Here is a 24,254-nt window from a genome sequence, read left to right on the forward strand (position 1 = left end):
AACATGGCAACGATCGTCATCACCGGGTGCGACACCGGCCTCGGCGTCGAGTTCGCCCGGCAATACGCGGCCGAGGGGCACAAGGTCTTCGCGACCTGCCTTTCGCCAGAGACCGCACACGAGACCCGCGCGATTGTAGGCGATGTCGAGGTCAAAAAACTCGACATGACCGACCATGCCGGCATTGCGGCCTTCGCTGCTTCGCTCGGCGGGCGGCCGGTCGACATCCTCCTCAACAATGCCGGCATCGGCCGGCCGCACCCGCCCTTCGGCGAGACCGACTACGCCAATTGGCGGCGCATCCTCGAAACCAATCTGATCGGCCCGATGAAGCTGGTGGAGACGCTGGTCGAGAACGTCGCGGCGAGCGAACTGAAGATGATGGCCTTCGTCTCCAGCCGCATGGGCTCGATTGCGCTGAACCAGAGCGGCGGCTCCTATGCCTACCGCTCAAGCAAGGCGGGGCTGAACATGGTGGTCAAAGGCCTCGCGGTCGACCTGGCACCGCGCCATATCAGCGTCATTGCCCTGCATCCGGGCTGGGCCGCGACCGAACCGGGCGGGCGCGTGCCGGTCGCGGAGAGCGTCGCCGGCATGCGCGGCGTGATCCATCGCGCCGGGCGGCACCACACCGGCATCTTCCAGACCTATCACGATCAGCCTTTGCCCTGGTGATACCATGAAGCCCGAGATCGAGACCGTCCTGCCCGGCCCCTTCGCCCTCGGCGAAGGCCCGTGCTGGCATGGCGGCGAAGGCGCGCTCTATTTCGTCGATGCGCTCAGGCCGGCGATCCATCGCTGGCATCCGGCGAATGGGCTTGCCACCTGGGCGATGCCGGCGATCGTCGGCTCCTTCGCGATCCGGCGCAGCGGCGGGCTGATCGCCTCGCTGCAGACCGGCTTCGCCACGGTCGATCTTGCAACCGGCGCGGTGACGCCGCTGGTCGATCCCGAACCGGAGAAGCCGGCCAACGTCCTCAATGACGGCAAATGCGACAGACGCGGCCGGTTCTGGTGCGGCTCGCGCGACGGCGCGCTGACGGACCCGAATGGCGCGCTCTATCGCCTCGATCCCGATCTCAGCGCCCACCAGATGGACCAGGGCTTCATCGTCTCCAACGGCATCGCCTTCTCGCCCGACGACCGCACCATGTATTTCGCGGACTCACGGGCCGAGACCGTCTTCGCCTATGATTTCGACATCGATAGCGGCGCGATCTCCAACCGCCGCGTCTTCTTCTCGACCGGCGAGATCGAGGGACGCTGCGACGGCGCGACGGTCGACGCTGAGGGCTTCTATTGGTGCGCGCTGGTGCATGGCGGCAAGATCGCCCGGGTCGATCCGAAGGGGCGTTTCGACCGGCTGATCGACATGCCGATCAAGCATCCGACCATGTGCACTTTCGGCGGCGACGGACTCGACGTGCTCTACGTCACCAGCGCCGCCTCAATGCTGAGCGACGAGGAGCGAGCCCGTACGCCGCAGGCCGGGAACCTCTTCGCCATTCACGGCCTCGGCGTGAAGGGCCTGCCGGAGCCGATGTTCGCGGGGTGATACAGGAGTCGTCGAGATCGGCCGACCGAGTTGTCGGCGCAAAAATCTGGGTCGTCCCGGACAAGCCGCCTTCGGCGGCGCCGATCCGGGACCCATGCCTGAGCCTCAATCGGACAAGCTCAGGCATGGGTCCCGGGTCTCCCTGCGGTCGCCCGGGACGACACGCGTTTCATCTTGATAGGTCAAAAGGGACGGCGCTTCGTTTTGGCGGCTGCCAGGACTCATCCTCTGCCCGAAAGGACGAGCGGAGCCGCCAGCGTCGTGTTCTGCGAACGGAAGAAGAGCCGGATCGGGATGCGCTCGGACGAGCCGACGCCCGGCTTCACCGCGCTGAGCTGGATATGGTGCGACGGGTTTCCCGTAATGCGGAAGCTGCCGTCTGCTCCGGTCTTCACGCTGCGATTTTCGGCGAAGGTGGTGAAGCTGAAGACCCAGAGCGTGACCTGGGCCCCTTCCACCGGCTTGCCCTGCGCGTCGAGCACCTGCCCGAGCACAAGCCCGTCATCATGGGTCGAGGCATAGAGGTTCCAGGCGGCCGCGACGGCGAGGATGGCGGCGGGGACCAGGACGAAGCGGTTGAGCAGCCACTTCCGCCAGCCACTTGGCCGGCCGCTGGAGTAAGCTTCCATCGCCTAACCCTTCGTCGCGCCAGAGGTGAGGCCCTGGATGAACTCCTTCTGCGCCAGCAGGAACAGCAGGATGCCGGGTGCGAGCACCATGATGCAGAAGGCATAGAGCGCCCCGGTCGTATCCTCCTGATAGGACAGGAAGCGCGCCAGCCCGAGCGGCAGCGTCTGCATTTCCGGCGTCCGCGTCATGATCAGCGGCCAGAGGAAATTGTTCCAGGACCAGATGAAGGAGAGGATCACGTTCGTCGCCATGGCGGACTTGGCCAGCGGCAGCATGATCGTCCAGACGATCCGCCATTCCGGCAGGCCATCGACCTTCGCGGCATCTATCAGCGAGCCCGGGATCGCGTCGAAGCTCGCCTTGAACACGAAGATGCAGATGATCGTCGAGAACTGCGGCAGGGCCAGGCCGACATAGGAATTCAGCAGGCCGAGCTGGCCGGTGATCAGATAGGCCGGAATGATCGTCGCCTGGAACGGCACCATCATGCAGGACAGGAACAGGATCAGGATGAAGCCCTTGCCCCGGAACTCGCGGGTCAGCGCATAGCCCGCCATCGCGTTGAAGACGACATTGGCGGCGATGGTGATGACCGAGACGATGACGCTGTTCAGGAAGTAGCGGGCGAACGGGATCGCGTACCAGACATCGACATAATAGAAGAGGTGCGGGTTGCGCGGGATGATGCTCGGCGGAAAGGTGAAGATGTTCTCGCCCGAGACGGATGTCTTCAGCACCCAGTAGAAGGGTACCAGCATCACGAAGCAGACGGCGATCAGCGCCAGATGGATCGGCCAGGTCGGGGAGCGGCGCATCATTCCATGTCCCTGGCGCCGGCATTCCCGCCGGAGAGCCGGTTCGCCGCCCAGGCGACCGTGATCAGGAAGATGAAGAACACGACCGTCACCGCAGCCGCATAGTCGAAGCGCGTCTGCACGAAGCCGAGCTTGTAGATGTAGGTGACGAGGATCTCGGTGGCGCGGCCGGGACCGCCGCCGGTCATGACATAGACCAGGTCGAAGCTGGTCACCGAGTTCAGCATGCCGATGACGAAACACAGGAAGATCGAGGGGCGCAGCAGCGGCAGGATGATGCGCCAGAAGCGGTCGCTGGCAGTGGCGCCGTCGATCTCGGCCGCCTCGAACAGCGAGCTCGGGATGTTCTGCAGCCCGGTCAACAGGATGATCATGTAGAAGCCGAGCATCTGCCAGATATTGGCGACGACGACCGAGGGCAGCGCCCAGAAGAACGAGTTCAGGAACGGGATCGGCGTGTCGGTGAGGTGCAGCAGCCTGGCCACATAGTTCAGCAGGCCGACGCGCTCGTCGTACATCCAGCGCCAGATGATCGCGACCGCCACCGTCATCAGCGGATAGGAGAGGAAGATCAGCGTGCGATAGATGTTGCGGCCGCTGATGTTGGAGTTGACCAGCAGCGCCAGGCCGAGCGCCATCGCAATCCCGACCGGCGCCGACAGGATGATGAAGACCGTGTTCCAGAGCGACTGCCAGAACACCTCGTCCGTCAGCATCTCCTCGTAGTTCTCGAGGCCGATGAAGACTGCCGGCTTCAGCGGCGACCAGGCCTGGAAGGAGAGCAGGATGTTCCAGGCCAGCGGCAGGATGCGATAGAGCAGGAAGATCAGCAGCGACGGCAAGAGGAAGCACCAGACCAGGATGGCCTGGCGCGTCGTCGCCCTGCGCAGGAAGGAGGTACGCCGCCGTTCGGGCGCGGCGGACATAGCCATTGCCATAACCGGCGCCGCTCCCCGCTCAGGACCGGCGCATGACGCGCGTGACCGCGCGCTCTGCATCCGCCATTGCCGTCTTGGCATCCTTGCGGCCGAGCACGGCGTTCTGGATCTCGGCCCAGAAGACGTCCTTGACCTGCGCATCGTTCGGCAGGGGCCAGTTGCCGCACATCTTGTCGGTGTGTTCGAGCTGCGTCAGCAGCACGGCATGGGCCAGCGGATCCTCGGCCTTGACCTTCTCCAGCCCGATTTTGTCGGCGGCGAGATTGCCGGTGAGGATGCGGCGGCGCACCGAGAACTCGGTCGCCCATTTGTTGCCGGTCATGTGCTTGACCAGGGCCCAGGCGAGATCCGGATTCTTCGACGATTTCGAGATGGCGAAGCCGTGATTGGTCGGCGTCGACCAGTTGCCGGGATTCTGGGCCGCGCCGAGCGTATCGGGATTGACCCAGGGCGCCTGGCCCTTGACGAAGAAATACGAGGCCGAATGGGCCTGCAGCATGCCGACATTGCCGGAAGCGAAGGCGCCGTTGGGCTCGACCCAGCGCCCGGTCCAGGCGATCTTGTTGATCCCGCCCGAGGCCGTCGCCTTGGCCAGCTTCTCCAGCACCTCGATCGTCTTCGGCGTGTTGAAGGCCGGCGTCTTCATGTCCGCTTTCAGCAGCTCGACGCCGTTCATCTGCATCAGCGGCCAATAGAGCCAGTCGAAATTCAGCGTCAGGAAGCCGGTCTTCTCACCCTTGGCCATCGCCTGGCTGAAATTGACGATCTCGTCGAACGACTTGGGCGCATCCGTCAGGCCGGCCTCCTTGAACATCGTCTTGTTGTAGAACAGCAGCGTCTTGGCGATGTAGAAGGGCACGACAAAGTTCTTCTTGTCGTAGACGAAGCTCGCCAGGTAGTCCTGGTTGTAGAGCTTGGCGACGTCCGGCTCCTTCTGCATATAGGGCGTCAGGTCGAGCAGGGCGCCGTTCGCCGCCCACTCCACCCAGATCGCGCCCTGGAGATCGATGATGTCGGGCGCCGTGCCGGCGACGAGCTGCGTCTGGTAGAAGGCCGGCAGCTCCGGCCCCTTCTTGTCGAGCCACTCGATCTCAACGCCCGGATTCTGCGCCTTGAAGTCGGCGAACTCCTCTTTGAACAGTGCCTCCTGGTCGGCGATGTTCCAGGTCAGGATGCTGAGCTTGCGGTTCGACTGCGCCCGCAGATAGGCCGGCATCGCGACCGTTCCCGCCGCAGCCAGGCCGCTCTTGATGAGTGTTCTGCGGTCCATGCCGCCCTCCCTGAATGATCTGGCGCCTCGTCTCTTCGGACGAGCTTCGACAGCAATGATAGCGGTTACATTCAACTGGTCAAGACAGCTCGGAGCCCGCACATATTTCCCTTTTATATGTAACTTTCAGCGCATTTCGTTCGATTGACAGGGTTATGAAAGCGATGTCATCTAACGCATCGCCCTGCCGTGGAGTTCATGCCGTTGCCGTCCCGCCGCCCTGAAGAATTGCGCAGCGCGCGCTGGTATTCGGCCGAGGGCATGCGCGCCTTCGCCCATCGCCAGCGCATGCAGCAGATGGGCCTGCGCCGCGAGGAGTTCATGGGCCGGCCGGTGATCGCGATCCTGAACACCTGGAGCGATCTCTCACCCTGTCATGCGCATCTGCGCGAGCGCGCCGAGGCGGTGAAGCGCGGGGTCATCCGCGCCGGCGGCCACCCGGTCGAATTGCCGGCCCTGTCGCTCGGCGAGGTCATGGTGAAGCCGACCACCATGCTCTACCGCAACCTCCTCGCCATGGAGGCGGAAGAACTGCTGCGCCAGCACCCGATCGACGGCGCCGTGCTGCTCGGCGGCTGCGACAAGACCACGCCCGGGCTGTTGATGGGCGCGCTCAGCATGGACCTGCCGGCGATCTTCTGCCCGGCCGGACCGATGCTCAACAGCAGCTGGCGCGGTACGCGCGTCGGCGCCGGCACGCACACCATGAAATACTGGAACGAGTACCGGGCCGGGAAGCTCAGCGAAGACGAATTGGTCGAGATCGAGGGCATCTCGACGCGCTCGCCCGGCACCTGCAACACCATGGGCACGGCCTCGACGATGACGTCGATCGCCGATGCGCTCGGGCTGACTTTGCCGTTCGCCTCCAGCATTCCCGCCATGGATTCGGCCCATACCCGCATGGCCTCGGCCTCCGGCGAGCGGATCGTCGAGATGGTCTGGGAGGACCTCAAGCCCTCGCAGATCCTGACACAGGGCTCGGTGCGCAACGCGCTGCATGTCGATGTCGCCCTGTCGGGCTCGACCAATGCGGCAATCCATCTCATCGCCATGGCGCGGCGCGCGGGCCTGTCGATCTCGCTCGACGATTTCGACGCGATCGCCCGGGAGACGCCGATCCTCGCCAATGTCTTCCCGGCCGGGAATTTCCTGATGGAGGATTTCTACTTCGCCGGCGGCCTCGGCGGGCTGATGTCACGGCTGTCCGATCGGCTCGACCTGTCTGCCCGCAACATCCTCGGCCAGACGCTGGGCGAGGCACTGGAGCGAGCGCGGATCGTCGACGAGGACATCATCCGCCCGCTCTCCAACCCGGTCAGCGCGATGCCCGCCATAGCCGTGCTGCGTGGCAACCTCGCTCCCAACGGCGCCGTCATCAAGCCCTCGGCCGCGACGCCGGAGCTACTGGTCCATCGTGGCCGCGCGGTCGTCTTTGACAGCCCCGCCGCCCTCGCCAGAGGCGTCGAGGACCCCGATCTCGACGTCGACGAGAACAGCGTGCTCATCCTGCGCGGCGCCGGCCCGGTCGGTGCGCCCGGCATGCCGGAATGGGGCGCCCTCGCCTTGCCGAAGAAGCTGCTCGCCAAGGGCGTGCGCGACATGGTCCGCATCTCCGATGCGCGCATGAGCGGCACCCATTACGGCACCTGCGTGCTGCATGTCGCGCCGGAATCGCATGTCGGCGGCCCGCTCGCCTTGGTCCAGACCGGCGACGAGATCATCCTCGACGTGCCGAACCGGCGCCTCGACATGCTGGTCGACGAGGCCGAGCTCGCCCGGCGCCGGGCCGCCTGGAAGGAGCCACCGCCGCTCTATGGCCGCGGCTACGGCATGCTGTTCCAGCGGACGGTGACGCAGGCCGACAAGGGCTGCGATTTCGACTTCCTCGAACAGGGTCCGCCGACGGCCGAACCGGGCATCTTCTGATGAAAGGCGGCAAGGAAGCGGAGAAGACCAGGCCGGCGCCCGCCATGCGTGAGCGGTCAGGCACGGCGCGCCCGCGCATGGCCGATGTCGCGCGCATCGCCGGCGTGTCGACAGCGACCGTCTCGCGCGCGCTGCGCCAGCCCGAGCTCGTCTCGCCGGAGGTTCGCGGCAAGATCGCGGCGGCGGTTGAGCATCTCTCCTACCGACCGAACCTGATGGCCGGCGCGCTCGCCAGCGCCCGCAGCAAGACGATCGGCGTGATCATTCCCTCAATGATCAACGCCTTCTTCTCGGTGACGCTCGAAGCGATCGAGGAAGGCTTGGCCGGCGCCGGCTACCAGCTCCTGATCGGCAACAGCCATTACGAGCTGGAGACCGAGGAGCGGCTGATCACCTCGATGCTGGCCTGGTCGCCAGCCGCACTGGTCGTCACGGGCTGCCGGCACAGCCGCGGCGCGATGCGCGCTCTGCTCGACACCGACGTGCCGATCGTCGAGATGTGGGAGCTGACCGACAACCCGATCGATACCGCGATCGGCTTCTCGCAGCGCGACATCGGCGTCGCGGTCGCCCGGCATTTCAAGGAGCGCGGCGCCCGCCGGCTCGGCTTCGTCGGTGCCATGCACCAGCGCGACTATCGCGCCGACTCCAGGCGCGCCGGCTTCTTCGAGACCGCGCAGAGCATCGGCTACGAGGCGCCGGCGGAGGTGCAGCTTCCCGGCCTGCCGACCTCCGTCAGAGGCGCCAAGGCCTTCGCCGAGCTGATGGCGGGCCATCCAGATGTCGATGCCGTGCTCTGCACCAACGATATCGTCGCGCTCGGCGCCCTGTTCGAGGCGCAGCGGCTGGGCTGGTCGGTGCCGGACCGGCTGAAAATCTGCGGCGTCGGCGATGTCGATTTCGCCGCCGCCTGCGAGCCTGGCCTCAGCACGGTCAGCCTGCCGCGGCGGGCGATCGGCCTGAAGATCGCCGAGGTGCTGCGCGAGCGCATCGCCGGCCGCCTGCCGACTGGCGGCGTCCATGATCTCGGCTTCGAGCTGGTGAGACGGGGCAGCACGTGAGCTCGCCTCTGCGCCTACGCCGCGCGCGCGACGATATCATCGAGATCGCCGGCAAGGCCGATGCCCGGCCGTTCGCTCAGCGTCACCTTGCCGCCCGAGAGCGGCATCAGGCCGGCGATGAGCTTGTCGCGCCACGGGTTGGGATTGCTGTCGATCTCCAGCAGGCCTTCGCCGCCCGCCGCCGCCAGCAGATGGGCCGAGGCGAGCAGGCCGATGCCGCCGCCGAGATAATGCGGGCAGTAGACGAGACCGGCCGCGCGCGCGGCCCTGGCCACTGCCAGGCAGCCGCTGAGACCGCCCCATTTCGCCGCGTCCGGCTGCATGAAACGGAAGAGTCCCGAGGCGATCGCCGCGTCGAATTCCGCGACTGCGTTCATGTTCTCGCCGGCCGCGATCGCGATCGGCATCGCCTCGTGCAGAGCGAGCCATTCATCGAGCGGGCGATCAGCCCGCAAGGGCTCCTCCAGCCAGCCCAGCCGGTAATCGGCAAAGCGCTTCCCGTGCGCGATCGCCTGGTCGAGGGCCCAGCCCTGGTTGGCGTCGATCATCAGGCGGCGTTCGCCGATCGCGCCGCGGATCGCGTCGAGCGAGCGGGTGTCGGTCTCCGTACCAAACCCGACCTTCAGCTTGAAGCATTCATGACCTTGGGCGAGCTCGCGCGTTGCTACCGCGGCCGGCGCTTCCGGGCCGATACCGCTCGCATAGGCGCCGACCGAGCCCGACGCCTGCCCATCGAGATAGGCATAGAGCGGCAGCCCAGCGCGCCGCGCCGCAAGGTCATGGCAGGCGATGTCGAGCCCGGCGCAGACCTGCCGCAGCGGCCCCCATTCGCCGGACTGGATGGCGAGGACATGCAGCTTGTCCATCAGCCGCGCGAAGACCTCGCCGATCGGCAGTGGCGAGAGCTGCTGCAGCAGTGGCCCGGCCGTCTCCAGCACGAGGCGCGCCCGGTGCTCGGCGCCGACCGAAGGGAAGTTGCACCAGACCTCGCCGAGACCGCGATTGCCGCTGGAGTCCTCGACCTCAACGAAGACGGCCGGCCGATCGCGCATGATGCCGAAGGAGGTCCGCACATGCGTCTCGATCGGCGCGCGCACCGCGATCGCCCTGACGGCGGTGATGACGACCTCATCCGACGGGTAGGCCATGTCTTCAGCACTCCGGCTCGTCCTCACGCGGGCTTAAACCGCACCAAAGGCCCTGCGCCAGCTTTTTCATATCCATCGACCAGACCTCGCCATCCCCGGGAGAGACGCCCATGACCGCCAGCGACAGCCACGCCACCCGGCCCAACCCGTTCCGCGAGGCAATGCGCCAGGGCCGCCCGCTCGTCGGCATCTGGTCGATGCTGAACAGCGTCGATGCCACGGAAGCGCTCGGCTGGTCGGGCTATGACTGGCTGCTCGTCGACGGCGAGCACGCGCCGGTCTCGCTGCATGACGCGATGGCGCATTGCCGCGCCATCGCCGCGACGCCGACCGTCCCGATCGTGCGGCTGCTCTGGAACGATCCGCTGCTGATCAAGCAGCATCTCGACGCCGGCATCGCCACGCTGATGCTGCCCTTCGTGCAGACGCCGGAGGAGGCCGCCCGCGCCGTCCAGTCGCTGCGCTATCCGCCGCACGGCATCCGCGGCATCGCAGCGATGCACCGGGCCAGCCGTTACACGCGCTTCAAGGACTATGCGGCGCAGGCGAGCCAGTCGCTCTTCCTGATCGTCCAGATCGAGACCAAGGAAGCGCTCGAGCGCTGCGAGGAGATCGCCGCGGTGGACGGGGTCGATGCCGTCTTCTTCGGACCGGGCGATCTCGCCGCCAGCATGGGCATGCCCGGGCGGGCCGCCCATCCCGACGTCACTGCCGCGATCGAGGACGGGCTCCGGCGCTGCCGGCCTCTCGGCAAGGCGGTCGGCGCACTCGCGCCCAATGACGAGATCTCCGAGCGCCATATCCGCTCCGGCTTCGACTTCGTCTCGGTCGCCAACGACTTCTCGCTGCTCCTGCGCAATGCCGATGCGGCCGCGACGCGCTTCCGCGGCGTCGCCGACGGTGTCACGACCAAGAAGGGGTGATGGTGATGCGGGTTGGGCTCGCAGGGTTCGGCGCCTGGGGGCGCATGCATGCGCGGGTCTATGCGCAGCTTCCGGGCGCCGAGCTCGCGGTGATCTTCTGCCATGGCGATGTGACGGCGCAGGCTGCCGCATCCGCTTATCCTGAAGCCGTGGTCGTCCGCAGCTTCGAGGACCTGATCGCCCTGCCGCTCGATGTCATCGCGATCGCCGTGCCGAACCATCTGCATGCGCGCCACGCCGTCGCCGCCCTGAGGGCGGGCAAGCACGTCATCCTGGAAAAGCCGCTCGGCGTCACGCTGGCCGAATGCGACGCGGTGCTCGCCGCGGCCCGGGAGAGCGGCCGCGAGGTCGCGGTCAATCATGAATTGCGGGTGTCGCAGCAATGGCGGCAGGTGCGCGAGATCATCGCCGGTGGCGAGATCGGGCGCGTGACCCACCAGCATCTCTCGCTCTTCCGCCGCCCCTTCCGGCCTGGCTCTGGCGGCTGGCGCCAGGATGCGGGGCGCGTCGGCTCCTACAGCCTGGAGGAGCTGGTCCACTTCGTCGATCTCGTGATGTGGTACGCAAGGGAGAACGGCCTGCCCGATCGGGTCACTGCACGGTCCAGCGACGGCTCGGCGATGCCGCAGACGCTCTCGGCCCTGCTCGACTGGCAAGATGGCTCGAGCGCCGTGGTGACGCAGTGCCTTGCCGGCTTCCAGCACCATTCCCTGCTCGAGATCGCCGGTAGCACCGGCGCGATCCGCACCAGCTGGAGCGGCGCCTTCGACCGCGCCGAGCATCCGAGCTTCTCGCTCTGGGTCCAGGCGGCCGGCGAGAGCGATGCCAGCGAACGCGCGATCGCCTTCTCGGGGGAGCTGTTCGAGCTCGAACAGAACCTTGCTTCGGCACTCGCCTCCTTCGCTGGCGAAGGCGAGCCATCGCTTAGCCTGATCGAAGCGCGCAACGCCGTGGCACTCTGCCTTGCCATCCAGGAAGCCGGGCAAGCGGTGAGACCTGTCTCGCTCGCCGATCACTGGACCGCCTGAACTGCAACATCGCGACGGTGACACGGCCGCGCCGCTGTTCGAGCGCTCGGATTGACAGCATCGCATGGCTTGCTAACCAGGCTCCCGAGGTAACGTCCTCGCTCCCCTCTATGGGATTTCAATGTCCGGGAACGGCCCGGCCCTTTTCGCTGGGGCCGGCCCATGACGACTGCCACGACCAGGACGGCAAGCTCAGTACCGCTGATTCGCTGGTTCATCTCCTCCGCGACCCTGACCGTTCCGCAAGCAGCCGGGCCGGTCGCGTTTGCACTGGTCGCCCTGGCGCTGACGGGAGACACCAGCGGCGGGGCGGGGATGATCCTGGCGATGACGCTGGCCCAGGTCGCCGGTGCAATCCCGATCACCCGGGCAGGGCGAGGCCTGCCGCCGGCGATCTTCCTGCGGCTGCTGATACTGTTCCGCTCGCTGGCCCTCGGCGCGGTCGCCTTGTTGGCGCACTACGCGGCTCCCTTCATCTGGCTGGTCGTATTCTCGGCGCTGGCAGGGGCGGTGAACGGCGCGGCGTTCGGATATCTTCGGACCATCCTCAACCAGCTCACGCCTCCAACGAAGCTGCCGAGGGCGCTCGGCATCGCGGCCACGCTCAACGAGGTGACGTTCGTCCTAGCTCCCGTGGCGGCTTCCGGATTGGGCACCATGTCCCCCGTATTCGCCGTTCTGGTTATCGCAGCCCTTGGCGCAATCCCGGCCCTGCTCGTTCCGACCGTGACGTCGACGCCCACGGAAGAGGTCCATCGGGCCAACGCCTCGGTCATCAGCCCGGCGATCCTGCTCTGGCTGATCTGCGCGGCGGCAGGCAGCTCCACCGTGGCGGCCCTGGAGATCGGCGCCGTCGCCCTGGCGCTGCATTTCGGCTACGCCCCCGCCCTGGCAATCCTTTTCACCGTCCCGCTCTGCATCGCCTCGGTGGCCGGCGGCATCTGGGTCAGCGTCCGCAACCGCATGGGAAGCCGCCGCGCAGTCCTGATCCAGCTGATGATCATGACAGCCGGAGCCATCCTCGCCGCGGTCCAGATCTCGATGGCTGCGACAGTCCTTGGCGCCGTGTTGGTCGGAGCGGTGCTTGCTCCGTTGGGAACCCACTATTCGCTTGCCCTCGATTCCCTCGCACCTCCCGAAAAGCGGCCCGAAGTCTTCGCATTGCTGCGCACCGCGAATGCGACCGGGATCATCCTCGCCAGCGCGGTCATGACCGCCGTCTCGCTGGCAACGGCCCTGATCGTGGTGAGCTCTCTGATGGTCGCCGTCGTGATCGTCGTCGCCATCGCCTCGCGCCGGCACAGTCGCGCCTGATCGCAGCCGCTAGCGCCCAGCCCTGATTCCGTCGAGCAGGGTCGTGATGGCCAGCGCCGCGACCCGGTCGTTGCTGGCGCCGCCAGCGCGCATCCATTCCGGCACGCGGTTCAGCCCGCCGAGGAAATACGGCACCAGCAGCTGCAGATCGATGCCGGCATCGACCTCTCCGCTGGCGACGCCGTCGGCGAAGAGATCGTGCCAGAGCTGAGCATAGGTCTCGCGCATCTTGCGGCTGCGCCGTTTGATGACCGGCGGCAGGTGCTCGTAGACGTGCATATATCTCTGGTCCTTGCCGACCAGGCTCGAAACATGCACCCCGACCGCCGCAGAGAGCCGGCCCGCGAACGGCGCGTCGATCGGCAGGTTGCGGATCGCCTCCGCCACGCGGGCATGGAGCGTTTCGATGCCCTGGTTGAGGATCTCCTCGACGATCTCGTCCTTCGATTTGAAGTGGTAGTAGAGGCTGCCGGCCTTCATATCGACCAGCGCGGCCACCGCCCGCATCGTGCAGGCACCGTAGCCTTTGCGCACGATGATCTCGGCGGCGGCAGCGATGATCTCGCCGCGCATCGGGCTTGGCTTCGTCACCTCCGCTGTCGCAGTCCGGGTCGGCTTCCTCGCGCTGCGTGCTCTCATGCCTTGCCTCGCGCGCCCTCGGCTCTCGCGCAGCCGCACTCCGGCCGAAGGCCCGTTCCGCGACGGGACGCAGGCTTTCGTCACTATCGCCCCTCGCAGAACGGATCAAGGCGACCCATCAAACGTTCGTTTCAGGGCCACACGCGCCACCGGCGCCGATCTTCTTTCCGTCATTAACCGGGATCGTCCCGGCGCGGCGCATCACTGTCCAAAGCCGATCGGACTTCTCCCGCGGCGAAGTTCAGTACCGGCTGTCTCCCTCAGAACAGGAAGTAGCGCTGTGTCATCGGCAGCGAGGTCGCGGGCTCGCAGGTGATCAGCTCACCGTCGACGCGCACCTGATAATTCTGCGGATCGACCTCGATCTTCGGCGTCAGCCCGTTGTGGATCATGTCCTTCTTGCGGACGCCACGCGTGCCCTTCACCGCCACCAGCTGCTTCTGCAGGCCGAGCTTGTCGCCGATCCCGTCATCGAGCGCCGCCTGCGAGACGAAGGTGACCCCGGTCTTGCCTCGGGCGCGCCCGAGCACGCCGAACATAGGCCGGTAATGGACCGGCTGCGGCGTCGAGATCGAGGCGTTCGGATCGCCCATCGGGGCGGTGGCGATCATCCCGCCGACCAGCACGAGCGACGGCTTGACGCCGAAGAAGCCCGGTTTCCAGAGCACGAGGTCGGCACGCTTGCCGATCTCGATCGAGCCGACCTCATGGGCAAAGCCATGGGTGATCGCCGGGTTGATCGTGTATTTGGCGACATAGCGCTTGCAGCGGAAATTGTCGTTGCGCGCGTTGTCTTCGGGCAGCGGCCCGCGCTGGACCTTCATCTTGTGGGCCGTCTGCCAGCAGCGCAGGATCGTCTCCCCAACGCGACCCATCGCCTGCGAATCCGACGACATCATCGAGAAGGCGCCGAGATCGTGGAGGATGTCCTCGGCTGCGATCGTCTCCTTGCGGATTCGCGATTCGGCGAAGGCCACGTCCTCCGGAATCCGCGGGCTGAGATGATGGCACACCATCAGCATGTCCAGATGCTCGTCGATGGTGTTGACGGTGTAGGGGCGGGTCGGATTGGTCGAGGAGGGCAGAATGTTCTCCTGACCGGCCGCCGTGATGATGTCCGGCGCATGACCGCCGCCGGCTCCTTCCGTATGGAAGGAGTGGATCGCGCGGCCTTTCGTCGCCGCAAAGGTGTCGGCGACGAAACCGCTCTCGTTCAGCGTGTCGGAATGCAGCCCGACCTGAACGTCCATCTCGTCAGCGACGGACAGACAATTGTCGATCGCCGCCGGAGTCGTGCCCCAGTCTTCATGCAGTTTGAGGCCGATGACACCGGCCCGGACCTGCTCGCGCAGCGGCTCGGGCAGGCTCGCATTGCCCTTGCCGAGCAGGCCGACATTGACCGGCAACGCCTCGATCGCCTCAAGCATGCGATGAATGTACCAGGGGCCGGGCGTGACGGTGGTCGCGAGCGTACCCACGGAGGGGCCCGTGCCGCCGCCGACCAGCGTGGTCGTGCCGCTGGCGAGCGCCATCTCCGCCTGCTGCGGACAGATGAAATGGATATGGGCGTCGACGCCGCCGGCAGTCAGGATCTTGCCCTCGCCGGCAACCACGTCGGTGCCGGGACCGATGACGATATCGACGCCCGGCTGGATATCGGGATTGCCGGCCTTGCCGATCGCGGCGATGCGCCCGTCCTTGATGCCGACATCGGCCTTCACGATGCCCCAATGGTCGAGGATCACCGCATTGGTGATGACGAGGTCGGGCACCTCCGCGGCATTGCGCTGGCTCTGGCCCATACCGTCGCGGATGACCTTGCCGCCACCGAAGGTGACCTCCTCGCCATAGACGGTGTGGTCAGCCTCGACCTCGATCACGAGCTCGGTATCGGCGAGGCGGATGCGGTCGCCCTTGGTCGGACCGTAGAGCGAGGCATAGTTCTCGCGGGTGATGCGCACCATCTCAGGCCTCCAGTCTGCCCATGACCCTGGCGTTGAAACCGTAGACCACCCTGTCGCCGTCCAGCGCGACCAGCGCGACCGTGCGCGATTGTCCCGGCTCGAAGCGGACGGCTGTCCCCGCCGGAATGTCGAGCCGGAAGCCCCTCGCCGTCTCACGCTCGAAATGCAGCGCCGCGTTGGTCTCGTAGAAGTGGTAGTGCGAACCAACCTGGATCGGCCGGTCACCGGAATTGGCGACCTCGATCGACCGCCGCTCACGGCCGACATTGAGCTCGATCGTACCGTCCTCGATGAAGAACTCGCCCGGGATCATCGCGCCGCCTCACGGAATCGGGTTGTGGACGGTGACCAGCTTGGTTCCGTCCGGGAAGGTGGCTTCGACCTGCACGTCGTGGATCATCTCCGGGATGCCTTCCATGACGTCCTCGCGCGTCAGCAGCGTCGCGCCGTAGGACATCAGCTCGGCCACGGTACGCCCGTCGCGCGCGCCTTCCAGGATCGCCGCCGAAATATAGGCGACAGCCTCAGGATAGTTCAGCTTGACGCCTCGTGCCTTGCGCCGTTCCGCCAGCAGCGCCGCGGTAAAGAGCAGAAGCTTGTCCTTCTCGCGCGGAAGCAGCTCCATCGCTTTCCCCCATCCTCGCAATCGATCGTTTCAGGTGGCCCAGATGCGCGGAATATCGGCCACCTTGCCCTGCCCCAGGCTCCGAAGCACGTTCCATGCCCGCATGAACAAGGCCTTGCCGTCCCCGACCCGCGGCCCGAGATAGCGGCAGACCACGGTCTCCTCGAGCTGGCTGACCGAGAAAACGCCGTCGCCGGCATCGCCGATCGCGGCCCGCACCTGCTCCGCCGCATCGTCGGCGACGTTGCCGGCATAGACCATCGTTCCCCAGCTCGGCTGGCTGGCCAGGGCGAAAGCGGCCTCCAGCAGGGGCGAGCCGCCCCGCAGCTCCAGGCGCTCGAGCCAGATCGGCCTGCCATTCCGCACGATCTCGATGCGCTGGCTGAGGCGCCCCGTCTCGAAGCGCTCGCCGGCTGCCGGACGCCCGAGGCACAGGAAGTCCCAGCCGACATAGGTGGCGTCAGGCGCCAGTGACACCTTGGTCTCGAGCCGCGCATCGGCTCCGTCGAAGACGATGGTTTCCTGCGGCAGGTACTCGCAGACAGCGCCGGCCCCGACCGCGATATCGGCCGATTGCATGCTTGCGCTGTGTTCGCTGCGATAGAATTTCGTCGCGCCGGGTGTCGTCAGCAGCGCGCGCGCTCCGGCGTCGAGATGGAAGCGCAGATCGAGCCGGTCGCCACCCGCGACCCCGCCCGGCGGGTGCAGCAGGTAGACATGGCAGGTCCCGTCCTTTTCCGGATGGAACGGCCGCTGCACGACGAGCGGGCCGAAATGACGGCGGCGGACGAGGCGGGTCTTGCCGGCATTCAGCGCGAACCACAATTCGAGCTCGGCAGGCCACGCGCTCGGCTGCGCCGCATACTGGGCGCGAGCCGGCGAAGCTTCGGTCGAGCGGGCCGGTTCGGAGGAGCGAGTAGGCACAACTGCGTTCATGGACCGCGCTTCAGCCGGCGTAAGCCGCCCGATGCTTCAACCGAGAGCAACTTGGAGCCCCTATTATCAGCATTCGCCCATTGTTTGAGCAATTGGAGCAATTGATCCCCTATCGAGCGTTGACGAACGTCCGGATCGAAGCTGTTCTGCACCCGGAGACCGACGCCCCGTCTCGCTCTGGGATAGTTCTCGGACTTTCATCCCTGCGCGGGCAGGGCCGCGTCCGAAACGGGGTTCAGCATGTTGAAAGCGATAGCCGTCCGACGCGCGGGTGATGCGGCCACGCCGCATGAGCCTGTGCTCGGCCGCGCAGTTCTCGAGCACGACGCGCGGCATCTGCGCCGGCGCATGCTCGAAACCATCGATGGCGGCAAGGTTCTGGTCGATCTGCCCGAAACCGTGGTGCTGTCCGCTGGCGACGCCTTTGCGATCGAGGGCGGCGGCGTGGTCGAGATCGCCGCCGCCGACGAGCCGCTCTATGCGATCCGGGCCCGTGATCCGCTGCATCTTGCCGAACTCGCCTGGCACATCGGCAACCGTCATCTCGCCGCGGCGATCGCGACGAACCGCATCCTGATCCTGCGCGACCACGTCATCAAAGCCATGCTCGAAGGATTAGGCGCTGAGGTCGAGGACATCGTCGCGCCCTTCGACCCGGTGCGCGGCGCCTATTCCGGCCATGGCCACAGCCACACGCATGGCCATGAACACGACCACGATCATAGCCACAGCCATGCCCAAACGCATTCGCATGACCACGGGCACCATGATCACGGCCACGCGCATTCCCACCACCATGGCCATTCCCATGGCGACGGGAAGCACGACCACCATCACGGCTGAATCTGACCTGGGAAGCTCGTAGGCTGTCAGCCACCTCCCATAGATCGAGGCTCCGCGCTCATGATCTCGAAGAACGGCCCCCTCCGCGTCGGCATTGGCGGCCCCGTCGGCTCGGGCAAGACAATGCTCACGGAGAAATTGTGCAAGGCGATGCGGGACGACTACTCCATCGCCGTCGTCACCAACGACATCTACACCAAGGAAGACGCCATGGTCCTGGTGCGCCGGCAGGCGCTGCCCGAGGAGCGTATCGTCGGCGTCGAGACCGGCGGCTGTCCGCATACGGCGATCCGTGAGGACGCCTCGATCAACCTGCAGGCCATCGCCGAGATCAACCGGCGGATCCCGGACCTCGACATCGTCTTCATCGAATCCGGCGGCGACAACCTGGCGGCGACCTTCTCGCCTGACCTCGCCGACCTGACGCTCTATGTCATCTCCGTGTGCCAGGGCGAGGATATCCCCCGCAAGGGCGGGCCGGGCATCACCCGCTCCGACTTCCTCGTCATCAACAAGAGCGACCTCGCCCCTTATGTGAACGCCGATCTCGACGTGATGCAGACGGATGCGGCACGGATGCGCGGAAAGCGCCCCTTCGGCTTCACCGATCTCTCGCGCGGCAAGGGCCTCGACACGATCGTCGATTTCATCGTCGCGCATGGCGGCTTGCGGGCGCAGCGCGCCACCGAGGCCAGCCCGGCCGAGGCCTGAGAGATGGACGGCGCTCCGACCTCCGACGGCGATCGAGGTTCGCTCCCGCTGCATCTGCTGCGCCTGGTCAGCCAAAGCCTGCCGGTCGGGGGCTTCTCCTATTCGCGCGGGCTCGAAGCGGCCGTGCACGCCGGCTGGGTCGCCGACGAGGCGAGCGCGCGCGACTGGATCCTCGGCACGCTGAGGGCCAATGTCGCGCAACTGGACGGCGCGCTGTTCTGGCGCATGGCGATGGCGCTGGAGGAAGGCGACCAGGAGCGCTTCCTGATGGCCAATGCCTGGCTTGCAGCCGGGCGCGAAAGCCGGGAATTCCAGCGCGAGGACAGGCGGCAGGGCGAGGCGCTGCTGCGGCTGCTCGCCGATCTCGACCTCCCCGCCGCCCGGCATCATGCCGGCGACGCCCTGACCTACGCCGCCGCCTTCGCCCTCGCCGGCCAGCATTGGCGTATCGCCCCGCAAGCAGCTCTCAAGGGGTTCCTGTGGGTCTATGTCGAGGGACAGGTGACGGCCGCGATCAAGCTGGTGCCGCTCGGGCATACCGCCGGCCAGCGTCTGCTCATCGAAGCCGCCACCGCGATCGACGAGGCTGCCGCCCGGGCCCGCTCGCTCCGCGACGACGAGATCGGCAATCTCGCCCCCGCTCTGGCAATGGCGAGCGCCTGGCACGAGACGCAGTACAGCCGCCTGTTCCAGTCCTGAAGCCGGATAGCCAGACCTATCCCTATCGCAGCGGCGGAGCGTAGAGCACGCCGCCCATGCTCCAGAGCTGGTTGAGGCCGCGCGGGATACCGAGCTTCGAGCCGGTGCCGAGATTGCGCTCATAGATTTCGGCATAGTTTCCGCCCGCCTTGACGGCACGGACCGCCCAGTCGGCCTCGAGGCCGAGCGCCTTGCCGAAACCGCCCTCCGCGCCGGTGAAGCGGCGCACATCCGGCTTCTGCGACTTGAGGGCTTCGGCGAGATTCGCAGCGGAGACGCCGAGCTCCTCGGCATTGACCAGCGCGAAATTCACCCATCGCACCACGGTGAACCAGGGGAAGTCGTCGCTGCGCACCACCGGCCCGAGCGGTTCCTTGGAGATCACGTCCGGCAGCACGATCGCTTCGGCCGGCTTGGCGAGCCTGAGCCGCTCGCCGTGCAGCGCCGACTGGTCGCGAGTCAGCACGTCGCACTGCCCGCCCTCGAAGGCGGCGAAGGCCTCGGCCGCGCTCGGATAGACCTTCTCCTCATAGGTCATCGAGTTGGCCTTGAAGAAATCGGCGAGGTTGAGCTGCGTGGTCGTGCCGGCCTCGACGCAGATCTTCGCCTTGTCGAGCGAGAGGGCTGAATCGACCTTGAGCGCGCGCTTCGCCAGGAAGCCCTGGCCGTCATGATAGGTGATGCCGGCGAACGCCAAGCCGAGCTCGGCCTCGCGGCCGAGCGTCCAGGTCGAGTTGCGCGCCAAGAGGTCGACCGTGCCGCCCTTCAGCGCATCGAAGCGCTGGCTCGCCGACAGCGGGGTGAAGGCGACCTTGCCGGCATCGCCGAGCACGACCGCCGCGACGGCGCGGCAGAAATCGACATCGAAGCCGCGCCAGGCGCCCTGCGGATCTTTCTCCGAAAAGCCGATCACACCTTCGCTGACGCCGCATTGCAGCGTGCCTCGCTGCTTAATGGTATCGAGCGTACCGGCAGCGGCGGGAAATGCGAAACCCGCGAGGGCGGCGAGGCCGAGACCGCAGCGGGCAATCCAGGAGACCTTCGACATGTCTGTCTGTTCCTTCTGCAGGTCGGCGGATGCGGCGGGGCCGGTCATAGCGTCGCCTTGTGGCGGATGACGACCTTGGTACCGAGCGGCACGCGGTCATAGAGGTCGGCGATGTCGCCATTGGCGAGCCGGAAGCAGCCCGACGAGATCGCCTGGCCGATCGTCTCCGGCTGGTTGGTGCCGTGGATGCGGAAGACGGTGGAGCCGAGATAGAGCGCGCGCGCGCCCATCGGGTTGCCGGGGCCGCCAGCCATGAAGCGCGGCAGATAGGGCTGGCGCTGCAACATCTCCGGCGGCGGGCGCCAGTCCGGCCATTCCGCCTTGCGGCTGACCTGGACCTGACCGGACCAGGTGAAGCCCTCACGGCCGACGCCGATGCCATAGCGCAAGGCCCGGCCATTGCCCTGCACCACATAGAGGAAGCGCTCGGCCGAATGGATCACCACGGTGCCGGGCGCCTCGTTCGAGCGGTAAAGCACCATCTGTCGGGCATAGGGGCCTTCGGTGATGCTGACCTCCTCGGTCGAGACACGGCCTGGCTCGTCGCCGACGTCCATCGTCTCCTGGAGCGCCGCCGGCGGGCGCGGCTGTGCCGCCGCGACGCCCGGCAGGGCGAGAACCGGCGCCAGCCCGAGTCCGGAGAGGATCAGGCCGTGCAGGGCGGCGCGAATGATCTGGTTCATCTGATCGCCTCCGTTCAGCCGCAGCGGCTATAGATGAAGGTGCCATAGCGGGCATGCACGTCGGGATCGACGAAGCGCGCCACGATCTCCTTCGGCTTCACCGACAGCAGTTCGCGGTCCTGCGGATCGCCGGCCGGCGCCTCGAAGCCGAGATAGGTCTTGCCGCCGGCTCCGGCCTTCAGCCTCAGCTCATAGAGCTTGGGGTCGTCGGCGGCGTGCATCATCACGCCGTCGCCCGGGCCCTGCGCGATGACGTAGGGCTGCTTGCACTGCGCCCGCGCCTCGGCTTCCGTGCGCTTGCGATCCTTTTCCGTGTGGAAGGAGGCGACACCCCAGCGCCCGATCAGGGCACTGCGCGATATCCCGGCCGGAGCCGGCGCGCTCGCAGCACTATTCGAGGACGACGACAGCCCCTCGCCGCCACCGCAGCCAGCCAGCAGGAGCGGCAACGCGATGCCGCATGCCACGGCGCCCGCGGATCGCCACATCGTGTCTCGAGCACGTCCGAGTTCGATCGTCATCGTTCCTCCTTGCAGCACGATAATCCATGCAGCGCCGCCGTCTCGGCTCCGTCATGCTCGTCCGTTCCCGGACGACTGCGGACCCTGGATTGTCGGGACTCCCGGCAAATACGACACCGATCATCCAGCCTTCCCGAAAGCGAACCGGGAAACCGCATGAGAACCGCAAAGGCTGCCGCGATCAACCCGTCCACGACCGGCAACCGAACGAACCGCGACGATCGGCACCTAGGCGCCAGCTCCGGCGAAGCGATAGGACAACGCAGGAAGGGGGTTTGGCGACATCACGCACACATCGTCAACCGGCCCAGCGTGATAGTGCTTAACTGGACGTTCTGTCCGGGCCAGCTCCATGCTTCCGTCACAACTGGACCCGCCGCGCGTGTAGCCGATGGCGCTCCACCTATGCCAATTTGAGGCCGTCCCGAGCGGCCCCGACAGGAATTGGAACCGTTGACCGCTGCAGACATCGACCAGCCCGACCGGAACGGCACGCGTCCCGGCGACACATCACTCTCCGCCGTTGATATCGAGCGCTTCGGCCCAGATCCGGTCGGCACGTTCCGCGCCAATCTCGCCGCCGTGGAGGAGCGTATCGCCCAGTCCTGCGCACGTGCAGGGCGGGACCGTGCTTCGGTGCGGCTGCTGCCGATCACCAAGACGGTACCGGCGCAGGTCCTGCGCTGCGCCTTCGCGGCGGGGATCACCGCCTTCGGTGAAAACAAGATCCAGGAGGCGATGGGCAAGCGCGAGGCGCTGGGCGACCTTGCCATCGACTGGAGCATCGTCGGCCATCTCCAGAGCAACAAGGTCAAGTACCTCACCCGCTTCGCCCGGGAGTTCCATGCGCTCGACAGCCTGAAGCTCGCCGAACTGCTCGACCGGCAGCTCGAGCGCGACGGCCGCAGCCTCGACGTCTACGTGCAGGTCAACACCTCCGACGAGGACAGCAAGTTCGGCCTGCATCCGGATGCGCTGCTGCCCTTCGTCGACCGGCTCGGCGAATTCCCGCGGCTGCGGCCGCGCGGCCTGATGACGCTCGCTCTGTTCAGCTCCGACATGGCGCGGGTGCGCCCCTGCTTTGCCCTGCTGCGCCGCCTGCGTGACGAAGCGCTTGCACGCCATCCCGGCCTGACCGGATTGTCTATGGGCATGACCGGCGATTTCGAGGAAGCGATCGCGGAAGGGGCGACGGTGGTCCGAGTCGGCCAGGCGATCTTCGGCAAGCGCCCCACCCCCGACGGACATTACTGGCCGGGTTTTGTGAAGACCGGCTGATTGTCGCATCGAGCCCGGCGCATCGCTGCGCCGCGTCCGGATTGGCGGCGGAGTTCCCACCAGGACGATCAGGCAGCGCCGCCTATTTCAGCACCGCCCGACCCTCGACCTTGGCCTCGACCGTGCCGAGGCGGCGGATATAGACCATCACCTCGTTCGCCATCAGCTTGCCGTCGGTCAGGCCGATCAGCGTCTTGCCGCGGCCGAGCGCGGTATAGCCGTCGCCCCCCGTCAGCATGAAGTTGTTGGTGGCGACCGTGTATTTGCCGGCCGGGTCGATCTCCTTGCCGTCGACCTTCACCGAGGTGACACGCGAGCCCTGCGGCTGCTTGAGGTCGGCCTCGAAGGTCAGGCCCGACACCACCGGGAAACGGCCGGAGCCCTGAGGGGCATCGCGCAGGCCGTTCTCGATCGCGTCCTTCACGTCCTTGCCGGTGATCTCGACCATGGAGGTCGCATTGCCGAAGGGCAGTTCGCTCAGCACGTCGCGCCGCGTCAGCTTGTGGCCGGCAGGATATTGCTTGTTGGCGCGAATGCCGCCGGCATTGGTGATGGCGAGCTGCGCGCCGGTCGCCGCCCTGATCGCATCGGCGATCAGGTTGCCGATCGCGGTTTCCTGCGTGCGGATCACGCCGGTACGCGAATCGAGCGGGGCGCCCAGCGTCCCGATCTCGATGTCGAGTTCCTTCGACAGCTCGGTCTCGTAGCCCTTGACGATGGCGGCGACCTCGGGATCAGGCGTCGCGGCGCGGCTGTCGTTGACGCGGAAGGTCGGCGTCCACTCGACCTTGCGATTGGCGCCCTCGCCGCTCGCCTTGGCGGCGATGTCGATCGCGGTGACGTAATTGCCCTCCTCGTTCGACTCGACCATCACGACCTTGCCGTCATAGGCGATGGCGAGGTCGTGGTCGTGGCCGGTGAGCAGGATATCGACCACGCGCGAGCGCACGATCTCGTAGTCCATCGCCCGGTCGGCATGCACCACCGCGACGAGGATGTCGGCGCCCTCGCTTTTCAGCTTGCGCGCCTCGCGCCGCAGCGCCTCCATGGTCGAGGAGAATTTCAGGTCGCCGGGATTGGAGAGCTGCGGCGTCGGATCGAAGGTGGTGCCGATGACGCCGACCTTGATGCCGCCAAGCTCGAAGATCTGCGAGTCCTTGTGGCCCGGCAGCGGGTTGCCGGCGGCATCGCGCAGATTGGCCGCGAAGGTCGGGTAGGTCTGGGCGGCGGCGAGTTTGAGATAGCTCTCCTTGCCGAAGTCGAACTCGTGATTGCCGGGCACGAAGACGTCGATGCCCATCTTGTTCTGCATCGCAACGATATGGGCGCCCTGGTCGAAACCCGACATCAGCGAAGGCGAGTAGCAGTCGCCGGCATGGCAGAACAGCACAGGCACGCCGCGGGCACGCTCGGCCTTGGCGATTCCGGCCGCCCGGGCAAAACCGCCTTTGCCCTTGTCGTCGCTCATCTTGTAGATGTCGTTGACCAGCAGCAGCGTGAAGCTCGCCGGCGGCGTCTGCGCCTTCGCGACCGGCGCGGTGGCGGCAAGGGCTGCGGGAGCGCCGAGAACGCGGAACGCGTGGCGGCGGGTCATCTTGGTCATCGGCGCGAACCCCTGCGGTTTTGATTTCGACAAAGACTAGCAAGAGCCTAGCCGGCTTGCGAGACCCCTGCTCACGCAGTGTCGCACCCCGTA

The 24,254-nt window shown here is 66.7% G+C and carries 25 protein-coding genes; 11 read left to right on the forward strand and 14 right to left on the reverse strand.

Features of this window, described 5'->3' with window-relative positions:
* Positions 1-3: 3 nt before the first annotated feature.
* Together GV161_RS08925 and GV161_RS08930 are read left to right on the forward strand one after the other, a co-directional pair.
* Complete coding sequence (locus GV161_RS08925) at positions 4-675, forward strand: SDR family oxidoreductase (RefSeq protein WP_152015049.1); 672 nt, start codon at positions 4-6, stop codon at positions 673-675.
* A gap of 4 nt (positions 676-679) precedes the next feature.
* On the forward strand, positions 680-1,555 hold the full coding sequence (locus tag GV161_RS08930) for an SMP-30/gluconolactonase/LRE family protein (RefSeq protein WP_152015048.1): 876 nt from the start codon (positions 680-682) through the stop codon (positions 1,553-1,555).
* A gap of 221 nt (positions 1,556-1,776) precedes the next feature.
* Here the strand turns inward: GV161_RS08930 and GV161_RS08935 are convergent, their stop codons facing one another.
* Genes GV161_RS08935 through GV161_RS08950 form a run of 4 tightly spaced genes read right to left on the reverse strand, consistent with a single transcriptional unit; the run spans position 1,777 to position 5,208 of the window.
* Entirely contained in the window at positions 1,777-2,184 is a 408-nt protein-coding gene (locus GV161_RS08935; RefSeq protein ID WP_152015047.1) for a carboxypeptidase-like regulatory domain-containing protein, read from the reverse strand.
* A 3-nt stretch (positions 2,185-2,187) separates the two neighbouring features.
* A complete protein-coding gene (locus GV161_RS08940) occupies positions 2,188-3,000 on the reverse strand; it encodes a carbohydrate ABC transporter permease (protein ID WP_159650145.1) in 813 nt (270 codons plus the stop codon).
* Positions 3,000-3,932, reverse strand: coding sequence for a sugar ABC transporter permease (locus GV161_RS08945; RefSeq protein WP_159650146.1), 933 nt, complete (start codon positions 3,930-3,932; stop codon positions 3,000-3,002). Before GV161_RS08945 ends, GV161_RS08940 begins: the two co-directional genes overlap by 1 nt.
* Before the next feature lie 25 nt (positions 3,933-3,957).
* Entirely contained in the window at positions 3,958-5,208 is a 1,251-nt protein-coding gene (locus GV161_RS08950) for a sugar ABC transporter substrate-binding protein (protein WP_152015045.1), read from the reverse strand.
* A 198-nt stretch (positions 5,209-5,406) separates the two neighbouring features.
* Here GV161_RS08950 and araD point away from each other — a divergent pair, with 198 nt between their 5' ends.
* A complete protein-coding gene (araD, locus tag GV161_RS08955) occupies positions 5,407-7,137 on the forward strand; it encodes an L-arabinonate dehydratase (protein ID WP_152015044.1) in 1,731 nt (576 codons plus the stop codon).
* A 44-nt stretch (positions 7,138-7,181) separates the two neighbouring features.
* A complete protein-coding gene (locus GV161_RS08960) occupies positions 7,182-8,198 on the forward strand; it encodes a LacI family DNA-binding transcriptional regulator (protein WP_159650147.1) in 1,017 nt (338 codons plus the stop codon).
* Positions 8,199-8,212: 14 nt separating this feature from the next.
* Here GV161_RS08960 and GV161_RS08965 read toward each other — a convergent pair whose 3' ends face one another.
* Entirely contained in the window at positions 8,213-9,346 is a 1,134-nt protein-coding gene (locus GV161_RS08965) for a mandelate racemase/muconate lactonizing enzyme family protein (RefSeq protein ID WP_152015042.1), read from the reverse strand.
* A 110-nt stretch (positions 9,347-9,456) separates the two neighbouring features.
* Between GV161_RS08965 and GV161_RS08970 the strand changes: the two genes are divergently transcribed.
* The 3 genes from GV161_RS08970 (at position 9,457) to GV161_RS08980 (ending at position 12,611) form a co-directional block, all read left to right on the forward strand.
* Complete coding sequence (locus GV161_RS08970; protein ID WP_152015041.1) at positions 9,457-10,269, forward strand: HpcH/HpaI aldolase/citrate lyase family protein; 813 nt, start codon at positions 9,457-9,459, stop codon at positions 10,267-10,269.
* Positions 10,269-11,297: a Gfo/Idh/MocA family oxidoreductase gene (locus tag GV161_RS08975; RefSeq protein WP_152015040.1), complete on the forward strand. Its 1,029-nt coding sequence runs from the start codon at positions 10,269-10,271 to the stop codon at positions 11,295-11,297. Before GV161_RS08970 ends, GV161_RS08975 begins: the two co-directional genes overlap by 1 nt.
* Before the next feature lie 162 nt (positions 11,298-11,459).
* Positions 11,460-12,611 (forward strand): MFS transporter, encoded by a 1,152-nt coding sequence (locus tag GV161_RS08980; RefSeq protein WP_152015039.1) that lies wholly within the window; start codon positions 11,460-11,462, stop codon positions 12,609-12,611.
* Positions 12,612-12,620: 9 nt separating this feature from the next.
* Here GV161_RS08980 and GV161_RS08985 read toward each other — a convergent pair whose 3' ends face one another.
* The 5 genes from GV161_RS08985 to GV161_RS09005 form a co-directional block, all read right to left on the reverse strand.
* A complete protein-coding gene (locus tag GV161_RS08985; RefSeq protein WP_159650148.1) occupies positions 12,621-13,202 on the reverse strand; it encodes a TetR/AcrR family transcriptional regulator in 582 nt (193 codons plus the stop codon).
* 308 nt (positions 13,203-13,510) lie between these two features.
* Entirely contained in the window at positions 13,511-15,214 is a 1,704-nt protein-coding gene (ureC, locus tag GV161_RS08990; RefSeq protein WP_152015037.1) for an urease subunit alpha, read from the reverse strand.
* A gap of 1 nt (position 15,215) precedes the next feature.
* Positions 15,216-15,527, reverse strand: a complete 312-nt coding sequence (locus GV161_RS08995) for an urease subunit beta (RefSeq protein ID WP_152015036.1) — start codon at positions 15,525-15,527, stop codon at positions 15,216-15,218.
* Positions 15,528-15,536: 9 nt separating this feature from the next.
* Positions 15,537-15,839 (reverse strand): urease subunit gamma, encoded by a 303-nt coding sequence (gene ureA, locus GV161_RS09000; protein WP_152015035.1) that lies wholly within the window; start codon positions 15,837-15,839, stop codon positions 15,537-15,539.
* 30 nt (positions 15,840-15,869) lie between these two features.
* Positions 15,870-16,775 (reverse strand): urease accessory protein UreD, encoded by a 906-nt coding sequence (locus GV161_RS09005; protein WP_152015034.1) that lies wholly within the window; start codon positions 16,773-16,775, stop codon positions 15,870-15,872.
* Between the two features lie 240 nt (positions 16,776-17,015).
* On the opposite strand from GV161_RS09005, the gene GV161_RS09010 reads away from it, so the two are divergent.
* Genes GV161_RS09010 through GV161_RS09020 form a run of 3 tightly spaced genes read left to right on the forward strand, consistent with a single transcriptional unit; the run spans position 17,016 to position 19,028 of the window.
* Positions 17,016-17,618: an urease accessory protein UreE gene (locus tag GV161_RS09010; RefSeq protein WP_152015033.1), complete on the forward strand. Its 603-nt coding sequence runs from the start codon at positions 17,016-17,018 to the stop codon at positions 17,616-17,618.
* A 60-nt stretch (positions 17,619-17,678) separates the two neighbouring features.
* Positions 17,679-18,329 (forward strand): urease accessory protein UreG, encoded by a 651-nt coding sequence (gene ureG, locus GV161_RS09015; RefSeq protein WP_152015032.1) that lies wholly within the window; start codon positions 17,679-17,681, stop codon positions 18,327-18,329.
* A gap of 3 nt (positions 18,330-18,332) precedes the next feature.
* Positions 18,333-19,028, forward strand: a complete 696-nt coding sequence (locus tag GV161_RS09020; RefSeq protein WP_152015031.1) for an urease accessory UreF family protein — start codon at positions 18,333-18,335, stop codon at positions 19,026-19,028.
* 22 nt (positions 19,029-19,050) lie between these two features.
* Here the strand turns inward: GV161_RS09020 and GV161_RS09025 are convergent, their stop codons facing one another.
* The 3 genes from GV161_RS09025 to GV161_RS09035 are packed head-to-tail and all read right to left on the reverse strand — an operon-like array spanning position 19,051 to position 21,247.
* A complete protein-coding gene (locus tag GV161_RS09025; RefSeq protein WP_152015030.1) occupies positions 19,051-20,076 on the reverse strand; it encodes an amino acid ABC transporter substrate-binding protein in 1,026 nt (341 codons plus the stop codon).
* Positions 20,077-20,120: 44 nt separating this feature from the next.
* A complete protein-coding gene (locus tag GV161_RS09030) occupies positions 20,121-20,759 on the reverse strand; it encodes a L,D-transpeptidase (protein ID WP_244624119.1) in 639 nt (212 codons plus the stop codon).
* A 14-nt stretch (positions 20,760-20,773) separates the two neighbouring features.
* Positions 20,774-21,247, reverse strand: a complete 474-nt coding sequence (locus GV161_RS09035; protein ID WP_152015029.1) for a hypothetical protein — start codon at positions 21,245-21,247, stop codon at positions 20,774-20,776.
* Positions 21,248-21,808: 561 nt separating this feature from the next.
* Here GV161_RS09035 and GV161_RS09040 point away from each other — a divergent pair.
* The gene (locus GV161_RS09040) at positions 21,809-22,558 is read left to right on the forward strand and encodes a YggS family pyridoxal phosphate-dependent enzyme (RefSeq protein WP_244624190.1); all 750 of its coding nucleotides are present in this window, start codon (positions 21,809-21,811) and stop codon (positions 22,556-22,558) included.
* Between the two features lie 82 nt (positions 22,559-22,640).
* Here the strand turns inward: GV161_RS09040 and GV161_RS09045 are convergent, their stop codons facing one another.
* Positions 22,641-24,161: a bifunctional UDP-sugar hydrolase/5'-nucleotidase gene (locus GV161_RS09045; RefSeq protein ID WP_152015028.1), complete on the reverse strand. Its 1,521-nt coding sequence runs from the start codon at positions 24,159-24,161 to the stop codon at positions 22,641-22,643.
* Positions 24,162-24,254 lie beyond the last annotated feature (93 nt).

Source organism: Bosea sp. 29B (assembly GCF_902506165.1).
Lineage (GTDB): Bacteria > Pseudomonadota > Alphaproteobacteria > Rhizobiales > Beijerinckiaceae > Allobosea.